Consider the following 17,981-nt stretch of genomic DNA (forward strand, 5'->3'; position numbering starts at 1 on the left):
TTGAAACAAAATTGAGTATTACAAGAAATGCTGTCAGTCAATTTATAAGAAATCCAATCTATGACTTAGGATAAAATTTACGGAAATAAAAGTTGCCTGCAAAGCAGGCAACTGCGTAAGTCCTAAATTTGCTTAAAAGTAGATATTACGCTGTGAATCACTGAACTGGCAAACTTATTATCAAACGACAATTCCGGTAAAGTTCAGATCAACAAAAAGAAAGCTGACCCATAAAGCTGCGAATAGAATTGAAGCTTAAGCAAAGGATAAATCCGAACAGACGCATCTTTTCATAAACGTATCAGATAGAATAGAGGGGAATATGAAAAGAGGAACAAATAATAAGTTTTGGAAGTATGCGAAAATTTCTACGATCCTGTTTATGGTCTTTGCAATTACTCTTTCCGGCTGCGTTGACGAAGAACAGAACGAAACCGAACCTGGAAATATAACAAACAATAGTCAGGGAACCGGTGGGGAATATTACATATACAGTACTGCAAACGTACAGAGCGTCCAGATAATCACCCTTGAGTCTTTTCCTGTACAGATACAGGTAATAGCAGAAGGCTACCTGCCTGACGGATGTACCGAAATCGACAAAATAGAGACTGAAAGAGAAGGAAATGCCTTCAATATTAATATCAGCACAAAGCGTCCGAAAGATGCAATCTGTACGCAGGCAATAGAAAGCTTCACTGAAACTATTCCCCTTGAAGTCCTGGGCCTCGACGCCGGAAACTACACTGTAAATGTGAACGGAATAACCGAATCTTTTGAGCTGGCAGTCGATAACGTACCGCACGAATCTCCCGACTCCATGCCGCCAAGGCAGCAGATGGTAACTGAAGCTGACAACGGGAAGACCATAAATCTTGAGAATGGAGAGACTTTTTACCTTAGACTACCTGAAAATCCGTCCACTGGTTATCGCTGGGAACTCAACCTCACCCAGGGACTCAATGTGAGCCTGGGACCCGATGATATCCCGGGAGAATATTATCCTTCTGAACAGCCTGAAGGAATCGAGCAACCTCTTGTGGGCGCTGGAGGAGTTCGCTTATGGGAAATTAAAGCTGTAGCTGAAGGCAGTCAGCAGGTTACAGGAGTATATAAAAAACCCTGGGAAAATGAAACTACAAAGGGAAACACCTTCACACTTTATATCGAGGTTGCCTGAATTACCGGTTATACCTGCCCTTTCTTTCGATTTACCATCCCCATTCGGTAAAAAGGAGGAGGGCACTTTTAACTTCAGGGGCTGGAACTTCTATGGCTGGCCCATTTAGAGAGGTCCCAGAGCCTGTTTCAGATCCTTAAGGCAATTCTCGCAGATATAGGATGTGCCAATTTGCGTACATCCAAGCACTTCCGTACCTTCTCCCTTTTCTTTTTCCCCCTGGCTTCCCGGATAGCCTTCGCAGTAAACGCCGCACTTCACTTCGCAATAAGCTCCGCAGAATAAGCACCTTGTCATAATATGATTTAGGGTTCGGGATTTCAAATACATTTCCGGAAAAACCGGATAATAGGAAAATAACGAATAGATAAGGAGGTCTGAAGAAATAAGAAAAGTCGCGAAATTTCTTTAGAAAAACCCTGAGTTCCAAAGTAAATCTCTAGAGATAGGAGAATCAACCGAAAACTATATAAATGATCGTTCGTATGTTGTGTTTGTTATCCCAGGCAAAGTGGCCTGACAAATAAAACCCTGTAGCGGGGTGGGGTAGCCAGGAGATCCCGACGGGCTCATAACCCGTAGACCGATGGTTCGAATCCATCCCCCGCTATGGCAAAATTCTTTTCTGAATTTGTTTGTGTATTAACATTTTTTCAGACAACACCTTTTCAGATTTTTATTACCCGGTAACTTTTTTATAGCCGGTTATCGATTTATATTTAGAATCCATTTACTTGTCCCTTTTTTAAGCTATTAAAACTCAAGGCTTATTAAGGAAGGTTACTTTCTTACACAAGGTCGAAAATGTGTGAATAAAATCTGTGAGTATCTTTTCATTTATCCTCAAAAACTCAGCAGGATGACTTTCATATGGTAATGGAAAAACTTGGAGACTCTTTACAGGGAGCGCTCAAGAAGCTGATTGGCGCGGGGCGAATTGATGAGCGCACGGTCAATGAAGTAGTAAAAGATATCCAGCGAGCTCTGCTCCAGGCCGATGTCAATGTAAAACTAGTAATGGGAATGTCCCAGAAAATCAAAGAGCGTGCAATGAAAGAAGACCCTCCTGCAGGTATGAACCCGAGGGAGCACGTAATCCGCATCGTATACCAGGAATTGATGGAAATTATCGGCAAAGGAGCTGAGATCCAGCTCAAGCCGCAGACTATAATGATGGTTGGGCTTCAGGGAAGCGGAAAAACTACCAGTACTGCAAAGCTTGCCCGCTACTTCCAGAGAAAAGGGCTCAAAGCAGGAGTTATTGCTGCAGATACCTTCCGCCCTGGCGCATACCATCAGCTTAAGACCCTCTGTGAAAAGCTCAACGTAGCTTTCTATGGAGAAGAAAACAATCCCGATGCCATCGAAATCACCAGAAACGGCCTCAAAGCCCTGGAAAAATACGATGTGAAAATTGTGGATACTGCAGGTCGGCACGCCCTTGAATCCGAGCTGATAGATGAAATGGAACGGATCAATGCCGTTGCAAAGCCAAACCACAAGTTCATGGTGCTGGACGCAGGTATTGGACAGCAGGCGAGTCAGCAGGCTCATGCCTTTAATAACTCTGTGGGGATTACAGGCGTCATTATAACGAAACTTGACGGAACCGCAAAAGGAGGCGGAGCCTTATCTGCTGTTTCCGAAACAAAGGCCCCTATTGCCTTCATTGGTGTTGGGGAAACACCGGAAGATTTTGAAAAGTTTGAAGCTGACAGGTTCATTTCAAGGCTCCTTGGCATGGGTGACCTCAAAAGCCTGATGGAAAAAGCTGAAGAGACCCTGAGCGAAGAAGATGTGAATGTGGAAGCCCTGATGCAGGGGCGCTTTACTCTCAAGGATATGTATAAGCAGCTTGAAGCTATGAACAAGATGGGCCCTCTCAAACAGATCATGTCCATGCTGCCAATGGGAATGGGCGGAATGGGAGGCGTAAAGCTCTCGGATGAGATGTTCCAGGCTACAAGTGACAAGATGAAGAATTACAAGATCATCATGGACTCCATGACAGAAGCGGAGATGACTGATCCAAAGCTCATAGGCGGTTCCCGGATAAAAAGGATTTCAAGAGGTTCGGGCTGCAGCCCTGAAGAAGTAAGAGAGCTTTTGAAATACCACAAAACCATGCAGACTGCTCTAAAAGGTTTTAGAGGCGGAAAATTTAATATTCAGAAAATGATGAAGAAAAGGCTCGGGATGTGATTTATCCCGAGCTCTTTTTACTTTATAGCGTTTATTTCTCTTTTTATAACCCATTATTAAAGGGCACTCCAGATTCCTGAGATATTGAAATGCCCTTAAAATTAATAACATCAATCTTAATATTGCTCGCAAACCTCAAGGAAGTTAGTAAGCAGTTCTTCTCCCTTCTCGGTATGGGAAACCTCAGGATGCCATTGCACACCGTAAATCGGTTTTGTAGGGTGGCGCATAGCTTCAATCTCACAGATATCCGAACGGGCAAGATGGATAAAGCCTTCAGGCAGAATGGCAACCTCATCTGCATGGGAAGCCCACACCGTAGTCCTGGGCCCGAGTCCCCGCAGAATATCATCCTCTTCGAGCACCTCTATCTCAACTTCTGCATACCCGCCTTTTCTCCCTGCATGAACGTGCCCCCCGTATGCCAGGGCAATTGCCTGATGCCCGAGACAAATTCCAAGAATAGGAAGATCGATTTCCCGGACATAATCGAAACATAAGCCTGCCCTATCCATTTCCGGCCCACCGCTGAGGATCAGCCCATCCGGTTCTTCTGCCAGGATATCCTCAATTGGCATTGTATTGGGAATTATCTTCGTATCCATATCAAGATCCCGAACAGCCCTATGAATTAGATGGCAGAATTGTCCGTAGTTATTAATAACAAGAATTTTCAGTTCTCTCATAATTCCTTCAGTTCCTGTTTTAGTAGAATTGTACTTTTTCCAACGTGCTGAGTTTACTCTATTAGCCAATCTTATCCTATTTTAATTCTTGTATGTTTCCGAAGTTCAGAATCTTTATCTGTCTTCGAAGGCGACAGGCTTCGAATCCGGTTTTATTTTTAGAATCTGGAACGTGTTTTCAACGGTACAGTGCATGTACGACAAAAAGTGGGCCGCAAGATAGGATCATTGTAGGACATTAATATACAGAAAAGTTCAAGAATTGTCATTAACATTAGAGTGTATATCTTGTCTTGTAGCCAGATGGAATAACTTTAAATAGGTTTAGTGTGCTAGTATGTCACACACTAGCACGGAATTTTAGAATAATACCATTCATAACAATTAGAGAGCATTTTGCGCTCGAAGGGGATTATAATGTCAGAAATTGGTAAAAAGATACGTATAGAAAGGCTGATGAACCGGGAAAGCAGAAACATGGTCGTTATTCCAATGGACCATGGGATTTCAGACGGGCCTATTGACGGGCTTATCAATATCACCGATACAGTAAACAGAGTAGCCGAAGGAGGAGCAAACGCCGTCCTTATGCAGAAAGGAATGGTAAAATACGGGCACCGGGGATACGGCCATGATATAGGCCTTATCGTGCATATCAGTGGTTCTTCTTCCCTGAGCCCGGACCCCAATGCCAAAGTGCAGGTCTGTACAGTGGAAGAAGTAATTAAAATGGGAGCCGATGCTGTTTCCATGCATATCAACGTAGGCTCTGAAACCGAAGCTGACCAGCTTGAGCAGCTCGGAAAGATTTCCAGGGACTGTACGGAATGGGGTGTGCCTCTTCTTACCATGATGTACCCCAGAGGGAAGAAAATCACCAACCCGCACGACCCTATAAATGTAGCACATGCTGCAAGGATAGGGGCCGAACTCGGGGCTGATGTCGTAAAAACCGTGTACACCGGAGATCCTGACAGCTTCAGAGATGTGGTCAGAGGCTGCCCTGTGCCTGTAGTTATTGCAGGAGGGCCTAAAACCTCAACTGACTCAGAACTTCTGGAGATGATTGACGGGGCAATGGAAGCCGGAGCCAGAGGAGCCGCAATCGGAAGAAATGTTTTCCAGCACAGGGACCCTGTCAGACTCACCCGGGCTATTTGCGAAATCGTACATCACAGAAGACCTGTAGAAGAAGCCCTGGAACAGCTGAAATGAGAGCGAGATATTGAAAAGCGAAATCAAAACCGCAGAATCAGGACTCGAACAAAAGTTAAAAAAGGGAAAAGACCGGAGTAAAAACGAAAGTATACCGGGGTTGAAGCCTTGAAAAAGAAAAGCGTATGGATAAAAGCCGATGAAGGCGGATGGGAACAACAGAAAGAAAGGATTACAACAGGCCTTGAATCAGGGGCCGACTGTGTGCTTGTAAACCCAGGAGACGTCGAAAAAGTAAGGGAACTGGGAAGTATTCCAGTAGCAACGTTTGGCCGTGACAATAAATCCGGGGCTGAGATCGTAGTCGTTGGAAAGAGAGGAGAAGGCGATGGAACAAAACCCTTACCCCTTGAAACTCCGGGTTCTCTTGATATAAATGCAGCAACTCTTCTCAGGGACAAAGGAGTGGCTGTTGGCGGATATGTCGTAATACGGGACAAGCGTTATGAGCATTTTGCAGCCGAACTGGGCAAGGTCTGCGACTTCCTGATTGTAACAGGCACTGACTGGAAGGTTATCCCTCTGGAAAACCTGATAGCTGAGCTTCAGCGGTATGAAGTGAAGATTATTTTCGGGGTAAAGAGTGCAGAAGAAGCAAGACTGGCTTTCCAGACCCTTGAAACCGGAGCAGACGGTGTCCTTCTTGACAGCGGAGACCCCCAGGAAATAAAAAATACCATCCAGGCTGCAAGGGAGCTGGAAAGCGAAAGCACCGAACTTGAGTCTGCAGTTATAACCCGGGTCGAACCTCTTGGAATGGGAGACCGGGTATGTGTGGACACATGCAATCTCATGCAAAGGGGAGAAGGCATGCTCATAGGTTCTCAGGCAAGCGGGATGTTTCTGGTAAATTCCGAATCCGATGACAGCCCGTATGTGGCAGCTCGCCCATTCAGGGTAAACGCAGGTGCAGTTCATTCTTATATCAAGATCGGAGACAAAACCCGTTACCTCTCGGAACTTCGGACCGGAGATACCGTAACTATCGTGGATTCAAAAGGGAAACAGAGAGAAGGTATTGTGGGCAGGGTCAAGATCGAAAGCCGCCCTCTCATGCTTATTGAAGCAAAAGCAGGAGATCGGACTCTGAGCGCCATCCTGCAGAATGCCGAAACCATCAAACTGGTTGGAAAAGACGGGAATCCTGTCTCAGTTGCCAAACTCAAGAAAGGCGACGAAGTTCTGGTTCGCCTGGAAGAAGGAGCCAGGCATTTCGGTAAAAAGATCGAAGAGACGATTATAGAGAAATAACCTGTCAAAGAAAAACAATTGTCAGCGGAAAAGGAAAACCGGAGCAAGCAATGATTCGTATTGGCCCGCTTGACCTTGAGGAAAAAGCTGCCATTGTCGCAGTAATCCTTGAAAAACCACTTGAAACTTCAAAAAAGGCTGCCGAATTGGGAGCCAATATTCTCGAAATCCGGCTGGATTTGCTCGGGATCAGGGACCTGGAAATAGCTGCAGAAACAATAAGAAAAATAAAATCCGAAACCGGGCTTCCGGTAATTGTTACAAACCGCTCCAGTGCGGAAGGAGGAAAGTGGGAAGGAAAAGAGACCGAAAGGATCGGGCTTCTAACAGATCTCCTTTCCCTGAAAGACGGGCCGGACGTCGTAGATATTGAGCTCTCTGCAGGGAGAGATGCGAGAGACAGAGCAGTAAAAGCGGCAAAAGCCTGCGGAAAAACTATAATAATTTCTTCCCATGACTTTTTAAAAACTCCGGCTTTTCAGGAAATGAAAGCTATTTTTGAAGAGGCTTTTCTGGCAGGGGCAGATATTGCGAAACTTGCTGTTATGCCGCACTCGATGAGAGATGTACTTGACCTGTTAAGAGCTGCACTGGATGCCACGGAAGCAGGAGGCGCTGTATGTGCAATCGCGATGGGCAAGCTCGGAAAGCATACAAGGGTGATTGCTCCTTTTTACGGTTCGGTCCTGACATATGCGGCTGTCGAAGATACGGTTTCTGCAGCTCCCGGACAGTTTCAGGTAGCTGAAATAAAAAAGATAATGGAGCTGCTCGAATGAAGCAAGTTTTTGGCGTATTTGGAGACCCTATAGGCCATTCCCTTTCTCCTGCAATGCATAACGCAGCTTTTTCAGCCCTTGGGATGGACTGTATCTATCACGCTTTCAGGGTCAAACCCGAAAAACTGGGAAGAGCAATTCTTGGGGCTGAAGCTATGGGATTCGGAGGGCTCAACCTGACAGTGCCTTTAAAAGAGGCAGCTTTGAAACTTGGCTGCATAAAACCGGATCCACTGGCCGAAAGGATAGGGGCTGTAAACACTATCGTTTTTGGGGAAACGGGAGAAATCCGGGGATACAATACCGATGGGTTGGGAGCAAAACAGGCACTTCAGGACGTTGCAGTGGAAATAAAGGGGTCAAAGATAGTACTTGCAGGGGCAGGCGGAGCAGCAAGAGCTATTGCTTTTCAGCTTGCGGCTGACGGCGCTGAAATCATAATAATAAACCGGACCGAAGAAAGGGCGATTGAGCTTGCAAAAGATATCTCAGCCGCAGCCCTTCCCGGAAAAGTCGAGGGAAAAGGGCTCTCCGGATTAAAAGACCTTTTAGAGAATGCCAGTGTCCTGATCAACACTACCACTCTTGGAATGCACCCGAATACAGACACTGCTATTGCCACAGCAGAAGAGCTCCACCCTGGCCTTACTGTCTTTGATATTGTCTATAACCCTCTGGAAACCAGACTCTTAAGAGAAGCAAAAGCCTCAGGTGCGAAGACCGTGAGTGGAGTCCTAATGCTTGTCTATCAGGGAGCTGAAGCTTTCAGACTCTGGACAGGAATCGAACCTCCAGTCGAACTTATGAAAAAAACTGTTCTGGAGGCTTTGCAGGCTTGAGTGTTAATCTGGAATCCGGAAGTCAGACCAGTATGGATCAAAATCCTGAAAAAACGAAAGTTCTGATCCTTGGTGGAACCGGAGAAATGGGACAGTGGTTTACCCGATTTTTCAAAGAAAGGGGTTACAAAGTTACAGTCTGGGGAAAAGGTGGAAAAACGGAGATTGCAAGGAAACTGGAAGTTCCTTTTGCCTCGGATCTCGAAGAAACTGTTCCGGTAAGTGATATAGTAATAGTCTCGGTGCCCATTAATGTGACTGAGGAGACTATTGCGGAATTTGCCCCGAAAATGAAAGTCGGAAGTCTTCTTATGGACTTTACTTCCATTAAAGTAAAGCCTGTAGAAGCCATGAGAAAATTCGCCCCTTCAGATGTGGAAATTCTGGGCACTCATCCGATGTTCGGCCCAACGATTCGTACAATCCGGGGGCAGACTGTCATTCTCGTTCCTGTAAAGGGACGCTCGGAAAGGTGGTTCCCGGTAATAAAGGAGCTTTTTGAGGAAGGCGGGGCGCATGTTGAAATTACTACTGCAGCCGAACATGACAGGCTTGTCTCGGTTGTACAGGGACTCACGCATTTTGCCTATATCAGCATAGGAACGACAATTGACAGGTTAGACTTTGATGTAAAACGATCCAGAAAATTCGTAAGCCCGGTCTACGATATAATGCTGGACTTCGTAGGCAGGATTCTCGGCCAGAACCCATATCTGTATGCCCTTATCCAGATGGAAAATCCCGGAGTTCTGGAGGTGCATGACGCATTTATCAGGGAATGTGAAGAACTTTCAAGGCTTGTACGAGCCCACGACGAGGAAGGCTTTGCGAAAAAAATGAAAGCTGCTGCTCGACAGTACGGAGATACGGCTCATGCCCTGCGCAAATCGGACAAACTGATTAATTCCAGAATAGCCGAATACGAAACCATCCTGAACTCCGTTGGAAAAGTCTGTGGGTTTTCCCATTTTTATTCCGGAAAAATCCATGTAGGTACCCTGGAGAAGGTAGGGCCGGATGAGATTGTTCTGACGAAGTTGGCCTCAAAGGGAACTTCCCCCCATATAAAAAATAAATTAGTAAAACTCAAACTTGAAAATCTTCGCCTGCTTTCGGAATCCGAATTGTGGGAATGGAGAAAAGAAAACCTTGAGCATTCTACCAGGGATATTTCGGTTCTTATCCCTCAAGGGGCTGATCCTGAAGTTATACTTAACGCTATAAATACAAACAAACAGCTTGCAGCCTGTGAAATAAGTGATATTTATAGAGGATTTAACCGGATAGACTATAAAGGACTTAGTCGGGTAGAAACCGAAAAAGAAAGAAAAAAAGCGGAAGAACTAGCAGTTACTTACAGGATAACGATTTTTGGGGATTGCAATGCCGATTCTGTCGAATCCGAGGTAATAGCCCTTCTTTGCGGCCTGGGGTGCAGGATAAGAGAGAAAAATCTAGAGAGAAAAACCTGAAGCCTCAAAGGTAAAAAATCTCTTCCTGAGACGTCTGTGTTAATATGAGGAGAAAGTAATATAAACAATAAAAAAAAAGATGATATGATGTCTGGAGTTAAATGGAGAGTTTCTCTTTTATTTGTCCTTATCACTCTTTCTATATTTTTTTCACTTCTTGCAAATAGTGATAGGTTTATGGAAGTCAGGGGAAATGAGACGTACCCACAGACAGGATCTGGGGTTTCAAGCGAAGATCTGATCTTAAACCTCACAAATCGGCTGGAAGCCGGCAATCATGAAACAAGATTGAGCGCCGCAGCTGAACTTGGGAAGTTTAGAGGGCTGGCGGCTAATGGTCTTATTGAGAGAATCGAGTCAAACCTTTCGAGTTCAGAAAAAGTAAACAGTTATATGCTTCTTGCGCTCCTTGAAACCGGAGATGATCGAGCAGAAAATATCTTTTCCGAAAGCTTTGTAGAAAAGAATTTAAAAAATGCTACAACTGGGAATGCAGTCGAAGAAGAGGCACAGAGTGGAGCCGCAGGTGAGATTCTGCAGGCTATGGAAGCCAAGGATAAAACAATGAGAAGAAATCTTGCAACTTCTCTTGACAGGGACTATAAAGACGAAACAAATGCTCTTGAAACAGCACTTAAAGCAGAAGAACAGAACTCAAGTGTTTATGATTCCGTTGCACTCTCAGAATTTGGACCTGATGAGCCAGGAAGCGAAACTGAAAAGCTTCTTAAAGCTCTTAAAAGCGACAGTGGAAACATAAGAGTTGCAGCTTTAATGGCTCTTGGAGAAAGAAAAGAAGTAGCAGCAATAGATCCCATAACAGGAATTTTGGTTCGAGACTATCCCCCGGTACAAAGCAGCGCAGTATTTGCACTTGGAGAAATCGGGGATGAAGGAGCAGTAGATATCCTGCTAGAACGAATGAAAGACGGTGAGAATCCCACGATCAGGAGCAATGCTGCAATAGCTCTTGGGAAAATAGGAAAAGAAACAACCGTACCAAATCTGATTGATAGACTGAGGGACAATAGTATAGTGGTGAGAAGTAGTGCAGCCCTGTCACTCGGAAAAATAGGAAACGAGGCCGCGGTAGAGCCTCTTATAGAAGTCCTGAACAGTGGGAAACTTTCAGGGGGAAGAGCAAAAGATTCGCTTAACTCTAATGAGGATCTCCGAAAGAGTGCTGTCCTTGCTCTTGGAGGAATCGGAAGCCCTGAAGCGACTGAGACTCTAACTGGTATACTCAACGATAAAGAGGAAATGCTCTCAGTTAGAATGGCTGCAGTTTCAGCTCTCGGAGGGATAGGAGATCCACAGGCTGTACAGACTCTAAAAAGTGTATTTGACAATAAAAGCATAGATGTAAACCTCAGAAAACAAGCTTTCTTTGCTCTTAGCCAGACCAGAAACCAGGAAGTTGCGGGATTGCTCGTGGCAAAACTGGGAGATACAGAATTCGGAGCCAGTGCCAGAGGAGCCTTGAAGAATATGGAAGGAGTAGCAGTTGACCCTTTGATAGAGAACCTGAAAACAACTGACAAAAAAACAAAGGATGAGACCGCTCTACTTCTTATCGAGATCGGCGATCCAAAAGCGATTAAACCTCTTATTCTGGCATACCAGTAATCCAAAAAAGATTAAATAAGGGCGGCTTTTCAGCCGTATTCCTTTTAATGCAATATCTATTCCTAATCATCCGTTTTTTGGGAGTGAATATCAAAAAGAGACTTAAACCAGACGGATAAGTTCTTCCAGTGCGATTTTTGGGTCTGCAGCTTTTACAATTCCAGACGCCAGAAGCACACCTTGAGAGCCAAGGTCAAGGGCTGCCCTGAGATCTTCACCTTTCGAAATTCCGGCTCCACAAAGAACCTTTACCTTGGAATCGATTTTCGCAACTGCCTTAACGGAACCGCTAACAACTTCAGGATCAGCCTTTGAGACAGGAATTCCGCTCCCTATAAGTTCAGGAGGTTCGATTGCAACATAATCCGGACCCAGGGCTGCAGCTGCTGCAGTTGTCGGGACATTGTTAGTACAGATAACTGTCCTGAGCCCGAATTCCTTTGCAGCCTTTAATGATGCTTCGATCTCTGCAAGCGTCAGGCGCCTTTCAGAATGATTGATCAGGGTTCCTACAGCGCCTGCCTCTTCTACGGATTTTCCGAAAATATGACCCGTGAAGCTTCCTGCCCCTACCCCATCCAGATGCTGGGAAAAGACCGGAAGCTCAACTTCCGAGGCTACCCTGTAAATATCCGGAAGCTGGGGGGCTACTGCTATCTCGATACCTGATTCTTCGGACACGGCTTTGCAGGCCTTTGCAATTTCCACTGCTCCCTTGCCCGTGCCCTGCAAATAAGTCTTATAGTTCAATAAAATGAATGGTAAACCCAAGAAATCCCCTCTTGAAAAGTGAAAAGAAATGGAAAGCGCAGATTTCAGCGCTTTCGCTGACAAATTTCTGCCGAAAGCACTGCATGGTTCCATCCTTTGGCAGTAGCTTCCGGCAACTTTTTTGGGAAATTCTTAAACCTGCTCAGAAGTCAGTCATGACCCTGAACTGGTCAATTTCCGGTTTGTTAAGGCTGTTGATAAACTGTTCGGCAACATCCCTGATATCTTTTGCATTGGTGATCGCACGTCCCACCACAAGAATGTCAGCACCCTGGCTCAGAGCCACAGGCACCTTGTCAAGACGGACCCCGCCTGCAACAGCAACCAGAGCTTTTGGAGCAACCTTCTTAATCTCTTCAATATTGCCCCAGGCATGTTCGGTGCCCTCGATGTCGATTCCACGGTGGAGTTCAATGACATCAGGCATGACCTTAAGCTGTTTTAAGACAGAAATCGGGTCGTTCTGGTTAAGCGTATCCATGACTGCATAGATGCCTGTCTTATGCGCTTCCTCAATGAGCTTGTCAATAGTGCTGATCGGGGCAAGGGCAGAAACCACAATAGCATCTCCGGCAGCATCGGCAACCATTCTTGCTTCAAGGTTTCCTGTGTCCAGGGTTTTCAAGTCGGCTACGATAAAGGCATCGGGCCTGACATCTCTGATCTTCGAGATGACGTCCATACCATAGCGTTTGATAAGGGGCGTGCCTGCCTCGATAATAACGTGATCGCTCTTGGGAATCTGGGAAATGGCAGAAAGCACGAATTCAATGTTAGGATTATCAAAAGCAATCTGAAGGTAGGGTGGATCCCAGAGCCTTGTGACCTTGAATCCCATAATGGCATGGGTGGACTTATTGCTTTCTTCGAGCACAGTGTTAATGTTCGGGAAGCCGTCGAGAGCACGCTTGATTGCAAGCTTTGTTGCTCCGTAGTTGTACCTGTAGATCTTGTTGTAATCCTGGGCATCAGGATGGATAAAGACACTGGCTACAATGACAAGGTCTTCAACCTGGTCCTTTGAGATTACGCCTTCTTCGACTGAGTCTGCTACTGCTTTTGCGACCGCCGTCTGGGCAGGCCCGAAAATTTTTGCTGCCTGTTCCATATTCTTTACCGTAACCTTCGGGATAATAAGGGTTGAAGGTTTGGACGGCAGGTTAGGCCTGATAACTGAAAGGAGCGGGGTATGTCCGACTGAAAGCTGGGTCAGGCCGTTTGCAAAAGCCTGCCCCACGGGTCCTCCCTTATCTCCTATCATCAAATCAACATGGGCAAGTTCTGCGCCCTGCCCCATTAATGCTTCTCCTATTTGAAACATATTTGACCTCGTAAATTCAATAAATAATATATCCGAAATTAATAAGCGTATTGATAATCTGTAAGCGTGGCGATGGCTTCATAATGAAGTGGGTTTGCCATCAAACCGAGGATAGAGATAACCCTTTTGCCTGCTAAATGGCAGCCTTATATAAATAATCTCGTATCGCCCTGCAGGTTTTTTTACAACCCTTTACAACCCTGATAAGTCTCATAATTTCGATTTATGGATCTGGTTTCAAAATATCCGGAGCCAGAGGAAACCGCTATTAAAGGAGGATCTTGGGACACATATCATTCAGGGTACAGATTCCGCACCTGGGAGAGATAGGCCGGCAGATATTTTGCCCTAATTTTACAAGCAGGAGGTTTATGTGTCTCCAGTATTTCTGTGGAAAGATCTTTTTCAATTCAGTTTCAGTTTCTTCAGGGACTTTCGTCTCTATCAGGCCGAGCCTGTTAGAAATCCTGTGAACGTGCGTATCCACTGCAAGGGCATCTTTAAGGAAAGCATCGGCAAGCACGCAGTTAGCAGTCTCTCGGCCGACCCCGGGCAGTTCAAGAAGGGCTTCCATATCATCAGGGACCCTGCCGTCGTACTTTTCTAGAAGAATTCGGGAAATTTCCTTTATTCTCCCTGCTTTGATCCTGTAAAAGCCAACTTCTTTTATAAGGGACTCAATCTCGCTAACGTCAGCCTTCACCATCTTTTCAGGCGTTGAAAACCTCTCAAAAAGCCTCCTTGCTGCAGAACAGGTTACATTGCCCCGGGTTCTCTGGGACATCACAGTGGAAATTAACGCCGAAAAGGGATCATTAAAACCATAGTCATAACCCTCAGGATAAAGTTCGAAAAGCCTTCGCATGAGTTCATCAAGATCCATGTTCGAGAATTAGCCTTTTCTAATATAAAAATAAGGTCCGACAAATGAGTTGAACCGCCGGAATTGCGTTTCGGAAGCCTGCTGTCAGTTTCGTTCCCCGAGTCCCGTCTCGGGAAGACTGGGACCTTTTCACAAGCCTTTTTAAAAAGGCTTGAGCGAAAAAGGTATTGTAGGCGTGGTCAAGCGACGCAACGCTTGCGCTCAAGAGGGCTAATTATAATAAAGAAACTGAACTGAGCTCAAGGGGACTTATTTATGGGCAAAAAAATTATTTCGTTCGCTCAAGCGGATTAAAAAATGAGAATTCAAAGAAATAAATTAAGGAGTTAAAAGCCCTGGACAAAAGAGAAAGAAATTTTTGAAAAGAAGCCAAGGTCCGGATTCGAACCGGAGTGGAATCGCTCTGCAGGCGATTGCGTAGCCGCTCCGCCACCTTGGCACTATTTGGATTCAGTTAGCCTATTTTATAATTTCAGGTTAACTGATTATTTAACAGTTGGCTATTTAAAGAAGTATTTAAAGCCAAGATCCGGATTCGAACCGGAATGGAATCGCTCTGCAGGCGATTGCGTAGCCGCTCCGCCATCTTGGCACTTTTGAGGATCTTATTGCTCGTGTAGATGCAATTAAAGGAAGTTCTAATATATAAATATTTAGTTTAAGGCAATATCTCCCTAAATTTTTGAGGGACACATGCGCTAAAACTAAAGGGAGTTTTACCTATAAAAGGGTAACTCCATTACAAAAGAGCGCGGAGAGGAAATAATCCTGTTGAAGCAAGTAACCCTGCCATAATGATGATCATAAGCAGGATACCCAGTAAAACGGGCAGGAACACAGCTATTGCGGACCTTGCCATGCTTACATCGTGTACGTGCATACCTCCTACGATATAGAGATATATTCCGTAAATCCCGACAATCCAGCCAATAATAGGAATCCAGGTAAGCACCAGCACAGCAGTTGCATAAGATATGAATCTTACAGTACCTTCGTAACTTCCCGTACCTCCAAGCACTTTATAAATAACATACAGTATTGCAGCTTCGATAAAGAGAGAAATGATACCTGCAATAGGTGTGATGATTACAGTCATAAGTATCGCAAAAAAGCCGAACTCTCCAGCACTGCCATACATTCCGTCGTACATGCCGTCCATATACATTCCACGGCCAAGAAGTGCAGTTAAAAGCGCGGTTAGAAGCGCATATATAATGAAGCTGATTGCTGCAAAAGTAAGTGGATCAGCGTATCCTCCGGTCTCTGGCATTCCCCTGTAAAAATCAGACGGTCTTTGCATAACCTCTTTCCAGGTTTCGATGTAACCCATAAGTTACCCCCAATAAATATACGCTTGATTTTTATTTAAACAAATTTATCAAAAAATGAAATTCTGTTTTCAGGATTAACAGGTAATTAGAAAACTACGGAAAAAATAGAAATGCTGAAACTTATTAAGGTTCAGCCTGACAAATATAAAAACCAATCAAACGTGTTATTCAGAAAAATTATCTCTAAGCTCTCTGCACTGCTGCTCATCTACTGTTCTACACGTCAGCAAGCCCAGAGCTTCAAATATGCCCTCACCTACAGTTATTCCTTTTAGGGCGCATTTATTCATCAAACGGTAGTAAAGGTCTTCATTTTCGCTTTTAATAAAATCACATATCTCCAAAATGAATTCATCTGTTAAAAGTGGCTCCTTTTTGTTTACCCAGTTATCAACTGACTCAATAAGGTGTTGACGCAGGGATTTACTTTTTCCAATATCTCTTAAATTTTCAAACGCGCATTCGTCTATCCCGAGAACCCACTTTTCAAGCCTAAAGCCAAACATGTCTCTACTTTCTTGACCACTCATAAACATCCCTCACAAATAATTAAGGGCTTCATGGTATTTAACAATTTTAGACAATTTTTATAATATTCACAGAATTAAAGTTTGATGTTGATTCCTCTAATAGCTAAGTGTCATCGATCAAAAACAGAAAATAATTAAAAATCTATAAGTTTGCTGATTTAGGCTTCTTTACAGAAAGACAGAAAGACTTGGATAATTCTGGACAGATCATAAAATTCTGGATGATGGAAATGACTTGTTTAATTTAGGCTTACTAGTCATTAAAAATGAAAGAGGAGCTGGAGTAAGAGCGGAATTGCAACAAGATTGTGCCGGCTTAGAGGAATAAATGAATAATGGGAGAATATAGTGCTGCTGAGGAATTATTTAATTTCTTTGTCAATTTTCGAGCAGCTGAATTCACCTGACAAGGAAATTGTCGCAAGGTCCCTTTCGAGATTGACAGAAAAAATAGGGGAAGAAAAACAGAAAGAAGCGTATCAAGAACCTGGGAGCAATAATAAGTGATTTTAAACCTTTTCTAAATTCATAACTAATTTTTATTTTTGTAATTTAGACTTCTTCGTTTGCTCAAGAAAATTGCAATATAAACCTTCTACTGGACTTTTATAAATCAAGAATTCCTATTTTATTAACACATAGCCTATTTATATTCAGTTTGTTTATATAACATGTACCGCATAATATTCTGGGGAGACAGGGAAGTTTTAATGCTTAAGAATAAAATGAGTTCTGGATAGCCTGAGTAACGTCAATCAAAACATGAATTAGTAACGTTTTCAAGAGCCAGGCAAATATGGAAAATTTATTTTAGAGTTTAAGTATAAATATAAAAACCGTAATTTCTTTTGTAAGGGGGCATATATTTGAAAGGAGATCAGAGATTAATCGATTGTCTAAACGCTCGTCTAGCAGATGAACTGGCCGCTGTTAACCAATACTTTGTCCATGCCGAAATGTGCGAAAATTGGAATTACGACCGGCTGGGTGAGGCAATCGAAAAGCGAGCCATTACCGAGATGAAACACGCAGAAAAGCTAATCGAACGCATTCTCTTCCTCGAAGGAAAACCCATAGTCAGCAATCTGAGTGAGATTCGCATCGGCGATCAAGTACCGAAAATGCATGATCATGATCACTGGGCCGAAGAGGGAGCTATTAAAGGCTATAATCAAGCCATCCGTCTGGCAACGGAGCTGGGAGATAACGACACTAAAGTGCTTATCGAGTCGATCCTTAAGGAAGAAACAGAGCATATTGACTGGATCGAGGCCCAAATGGACCAGATCAACCAGATAGGTATCCAGAATTATCTGGCGCAGCAGATCTAATGATAAGGGCGGCACTTAAGGAAATAACGCTGCATCTCTAAGTTTTAAGAATATCCCTGGGGCCACTCGTGGAAAAGGCCTGATAAAAGGTAAAACCTTCCAATGCCCCAGGAGTATCCACCTAAAGCTTCATACAGTAAGAAATTAAAAACCAGATTTTTAGCATCTTTTATACTAATATACTAATCTTTTTTAGTTATTTATTATGCAATCTGAGTTGCCGTCCGAATTGCGCTTGGCAGCAGTAAGCTGCTTTTCTTGCTATGTTCGCTCAAGTATAAAAGCAGAAAGAAAAGAACAGACCTACTGTAAATTAAGTAGATAAAACGTTTTAAAAGAGTAAATTCAAAGCAATGTAACGAGTAACATCAAAACCAGTATAAAAAAACAATATAGAATCAGGATCAAAAAACAATATAAAATGGTATCAGAAAAGCTAGTGTTAAAAAAAATGATTTTAAAATAGGTATAGGGTGAGTATGGCAGCGATCCAGAGTTCCCGAAGACTCGCGTACTTCAGTACAGTCAGGAACGTGGGCAGGCTTATCTGCTGTGTTCGGGATG

At 44.0% G+C, this 17,981-nt stretch carries 16 protein-coding genes, 3 tRNA genes and 1 rRNA gene; 10 read left to right on the plus strand and 10 right to left on the minus strand.

The features are described from left to right. Window positions 1–322 precede the first annotated feature (322 nt). Window positions 323–1,180: a protease inhibitor I42 family protein gene (locus ACPK8D_RS13745; protein WP_424718428.1), complete on the plus strand. Its 858-nt coding sequence runs from the start codon at window positions 323–325 to the stop codon at window positions 1,178–1,180. Between the two features lie 105 nt (window positions 1,181–1,285). Here the strand turns inward: ACPK8D_RS13745 and ACPK8D_RS13750 are convergent, their stop codons facing one another. Next, complete coding sequence (locus tag ACPK8D_RS13750) at window positions 1,286–1,477, minus strand: hypothetical protein (protein WP_424718429.1); 192 nt, start codon at window positions 1,475–1,477, stop codon at window positions 1,286–1,288. A 238-nt stretch (window positions 1,478–1,715) separates the two neighbouring features. Between ACPK8D_RS13750 and ACPK8D_RS13755 the strand changes: the two genes are divergently transcribed. Both ACPK8D_RS13755 and ACPK8D_RS13760 read left to right on the plus strand, forming a co-directional pair. Continuing rightward, window positions 1,716–1,790: transfer RNA gene (locus ACPK8D_RS13755), tRNA-Met, on the plus strand. A 260-nt stretch (window positions 1,791–2,050) separates the two neighbouring features. After that, on the plus strand, window positions 2,051–3,382 hold the full coding sequence (locus ACPK8D_RS13760; protein WP_424718430.1) for a signal recognition particle protein Srp54: 1,332 nt from the start codon (window positions 2,051–2,053) through the stop codon (window positions 3,380–3,382). Between the two features lie 116 nt (window positions 3,383–3,498). Here the strand turns inward: ACPK8D_RS13760 and ACPK8D_RS13765 are convergent, their stop codons facing one another. Beyond that, window positions 3,499–4,068 (minus strand): GMP synthase subunit A, encoded by a 570-nt coding sequence (locus ACPK8D_RS13765; RefSeq protein WP_424718431.1) that lies wholly within the window; start codon window positions 4,066–4,068, stop codon window positions 3,499–3,501. Window positions 4,069–4,485: 417 nt separating this feature from the next. Here ACPK8D_RS13765 and ACPK8D_RS13770 point away from each other — a divergent pair, with 417 nt between their 5' ends. The 6 genes from ACPK8D_RS13770 (at window position 4,486) to ACPK8D_RS13795 (ending at window position 11,250) form a co-directional block, all read left to right on the plus strand. Next, on the plus strand, window positions 4,486–5,283 hold the full coding sequence (locus ACPK8D_RS13770) for a 2-amino-3,7-dideoxy-D-threo-hept-6-ulosonate synthase (protein ID WP_424718432.1): 798 nt from the start codon (window positions 4,486–4,488) through the stop codon (window positions 5,281–5,283). Window positions 5,284–5,391: 108 nt separating this feature from the next. After that, window positions 5,392–6,534, plus strand: coding sequence for a 3-dehydroquinate synthase II (locus ACPK8D_RS13775; protein ID WP_424718433.1), 1,143 nt, complete (start codon window positions 5,392–5,394; stop codon window positions 6,532–6,534). 50 nt (window positions 6,535–6,584) lie between these two features. Beyond that, window positions 6,585–7,313, plus strand: coding sequence for a type I 3-dehydroquinate dehydratase (gene aroD / locus ACPK8D_RS13780; protein ID WP_424718434.1), 729 nt, complete (start codon window positions 6,585–6,587; stop codon window positions 7,311–7,313). Further along, window positions 7,310–8,152: a shikimate dehydrogenase gene (locus ACPK8D_RS13785; RefSeq protein ID WP_424718435.1), complete on the plus strand. Its 843-nt coding sequence runs from the start codon at window positions 7,310–7,312 to the stop codon at window positions 8,150–8,152. Before aroD ends, ACPK8D_RS13785 begins: the two co-directional genes overlap by 4 nt. Before the next feature lie 32 nt (window positions 8,153–8,184). Continuing rightward, window positions 8,185–9,624 (plus strand): prephenate dehydrogenase, encoded by a 1,440-nt coding sequence (locus tag ACPK8D_RS13790; RefSeq protein WP_424718443.1) that lies wholly within the window; start codon window positions 8,185–8,187, stop codon window positions 9,622–9,624. Window positions 9,625–9,708: 84 nt separating this feature from the next. Continuing rightward, window positions 9,709–11,250, plus strand: a complete 1,542-nt coding sequence (locus ACPK8D_RS13795; protein ID WP_424718436.1) for a HEAT repeat domain-containing protein — start codon at window positions 9,709–9,711, stop codon at window positions 11,248–11,250. Window positions 11,251–11,352: 102 nt separating this feature from the next. Here ACPK8D_RS13795 and tpiA read toward each other — a convergent pair whose 3' ends face one another. The 7 genes from tpiA to ACPK8D_RS13830 all read right to left on the minus strand — a co-directional run bounded on the left by tpiA (window position 11,353) and on the right by ACPK8D_RS13830 (window position 16,086). Continuing rightward, window positions 11,353–12,021 carry a triose-phosphate isomerase gene (gene tpiA, locus ACPK8D_RS13800; protein ID WP_424718437.1) on the minus strand — a complete coding sequence of 223 codons (669 nt, stop codon included), beginning with the start codon at window positions 12,019–12,021 and terminating at the stop codon, window positions 11,353–11,355. 142 nt (window positions 12,022–12,163) lie between these two features. Further along, window positions 12,164–13,342, minus strand: coding sequence for a bifunctional 5,6,7,8-tetrahydromethanopterin hydro-lyase/3-hexulose-6-phosphate synthase (locus ACPK8D_RS13805; protein ID WP_424718438.1), 1,179 nt, complete (start codon window positions 13,340–13,342; stop codon window positions 12,164–12,166). A gap of 268 nt (window positions 13,343–13,610) precedes the next feature. Next, window positions 13,611–14,225 (minus strand): endonuclease III domain-containing protein, encoded by a 615-nt coding sequence (locus tag ACPK8D_RS13810; protein WP_424718439.1) that lies wholly within the window; start codon window positions 14,223–14,225, stop codon window positions 13,611–13,613. 367 nt (window positions 14,226–14,592) lie between these two features. Beyond that, window positions 14,593–14,664, minus strand: a tRNA-Cys gene (locus ACPK8D_RS13815). Window positions 14,665–14,745: 81 nt separating this feature from the next. Beyond that, window positions 14,746–14,817: transfer RNA gene (locus ACPK8D_RS13820), tRNA-Cys, on the minus strand. Window positions 14,818–14,964: 147 nt separating this feature from the next. Further along, window positions 14,965–15,555, minus strand: a complete 591-nt coding sequence (locus tag ACPK8D_RS13825; protein ID WP_424718440.1) for a YIP1 family protein — start codon at window positions 15,553–15,555, stop codon at window positions 14,965–14,967. A 165-nt stretch (window positions 15,556–15,720) separates the two neighbouring features. Further along, a complete protein-coding gene (locus ACPK8D_RS13830; protein WP_424718441.1) occupies window positions 15,721–16,086 on the minus strand; it encodes a hypothetical protein in 366 nt (121 codons plus the stop codon). An 866-nt stretch (window positions 16,087–16,952) separates the two neighbouring features. Between ACPK8D_RS13830 and bfr the strand changes: the two genes are divergently transcribed. Next, complete coding sequence (gene bfr / locus ACPK8D_RS13835; protein ID WP_424718442.1) at window positions 16,953–17,417, plus strand: bacterioferritin; 465 nt, start codon at window positions 16,953–16,955, stop codon at window positions 17,415–17,417. A gap of 477 nt (window positions 17,418–17,894) precedes the next feature. On the opposite strand, the gene rrf is transcribed toward bfr, so the two are convergent. Further along, a 5S ribosomal RNA gene (rrf, locus tag ACPK8D_RS13840) occupies window positions 17,895–17,981 on the minus strand; the annotation flags it as partial.

Origin of the sequence: Methanosarcina sp. (assembly GCF_049706645.1) — an archaeon.
Classification (GTDB): domain Archaea; phylum Halobacteriota; class Methanosarcinia; order Methanosarcinales; family Methanosarcinaceae; genus Methanosarcina.

What these genes read in the sequence shown, in the direction of transcription:
- ACPK8D_RS13745 (WP_424718428.1), top strand. Translation starts at nt 323, where the DNA reads ATGAAAAGAGGAACAAATAATAAGTTTTGGAAGTATGCGAAAATTTCT.
- ACPK8D_RS13750 (WP_424718429.1), bottom strand. Translation starts at nt 1,477, where the DNA reads ATGACAAGGTGCTTATTCTGCGGAGCTTATTGCGAAGTGAAGTGCGGC.
- ACPK8D_RS13760 (WP_424718430.1), top strand. Translation starts at nt 2,051, where the DNA reads ATGGTAATGGAAAAACTTGGAGACTCTTTACAGGGAGCGCTCAAGAAG.
- ACPK8D_RS13765 (WP_424718431.1), bottom strand. Translation starts at nt 4,068, where the DNA reads ATGAGAGAACTGAAAATTCTTGTTATTAATAACTACGGACAATTCTGC.
- ACPK8D_RS13770 (WP_424718432.1), top strand. Translation starts at nt 4,486, where the DNA reads ATGTCAGAAATTGGTAAAAAGATACGTATAGAAAGGCTGATGAACCGG.
- aroD (WP_424718434.1), top strand. Translation starts at nt 6,585, where the DNA reads ATGATTCGTATTGGCCCGCTTGACCTTGAGGAAAAAGCTGCCATTGTC.
- ACPK8D_RS13785 (WP_424718435.1), top strand. Translation starts at nt 7,310, where the DNA reads ATGAAGCAAGTTTTTGGCGTATTTGGAGACCCTATAGGCCATTCCCTT.
- ACPK8D_RS13790 (WP_424718443.1), top strand. Translation starts at nt 8,185, where the DNA reads ATGGATCAAAATCCTGAAAAAACGAAAGTTCTGATCCTTGGTGGAACC.
- ACPK8D_RS13795 (WP_424718436.1), top strand. Translation starts at nt 9,709, where the DNA reads ATGATGTCTGGAGTTAAATGGAGAGTTTCTCTTTTATTTGTCCTTATC.
- ACPK8D_RS13805 (WP_424718438.1), bottom strand. Translation starts at nt 13,342, where the DNA reads ATGTTTCAAATAGGAGAAGCATTAATGGGGCAGGGCGCAGAACTTGCC.
- ACPK8D_RS13810 (WP_424718439.1), bottom strand. Translation starts at nt 14,225, where the DNA reads ATGGATCTTGATGAACTCATGCGAAGGCTTTTCGAACTTTATCCTGAG.
- ACPK8D_RS13825 (WP_424718440.1), bottom strand. Translation starts at nt 15,555, where the DNA reads ATGGGTTACATCGAAACCTGGAAAGAGGTTATGCAAAGACCGTCTGAT.
- ACPK8D_RS13830 (WP_424718441.1), bottom strand. Translation starts at nt 16,086, where the DNA reads ATGAGTGGTCAAGAAAGTAGAGACATGTTTGGCTTTAGGCTTGAAAAG.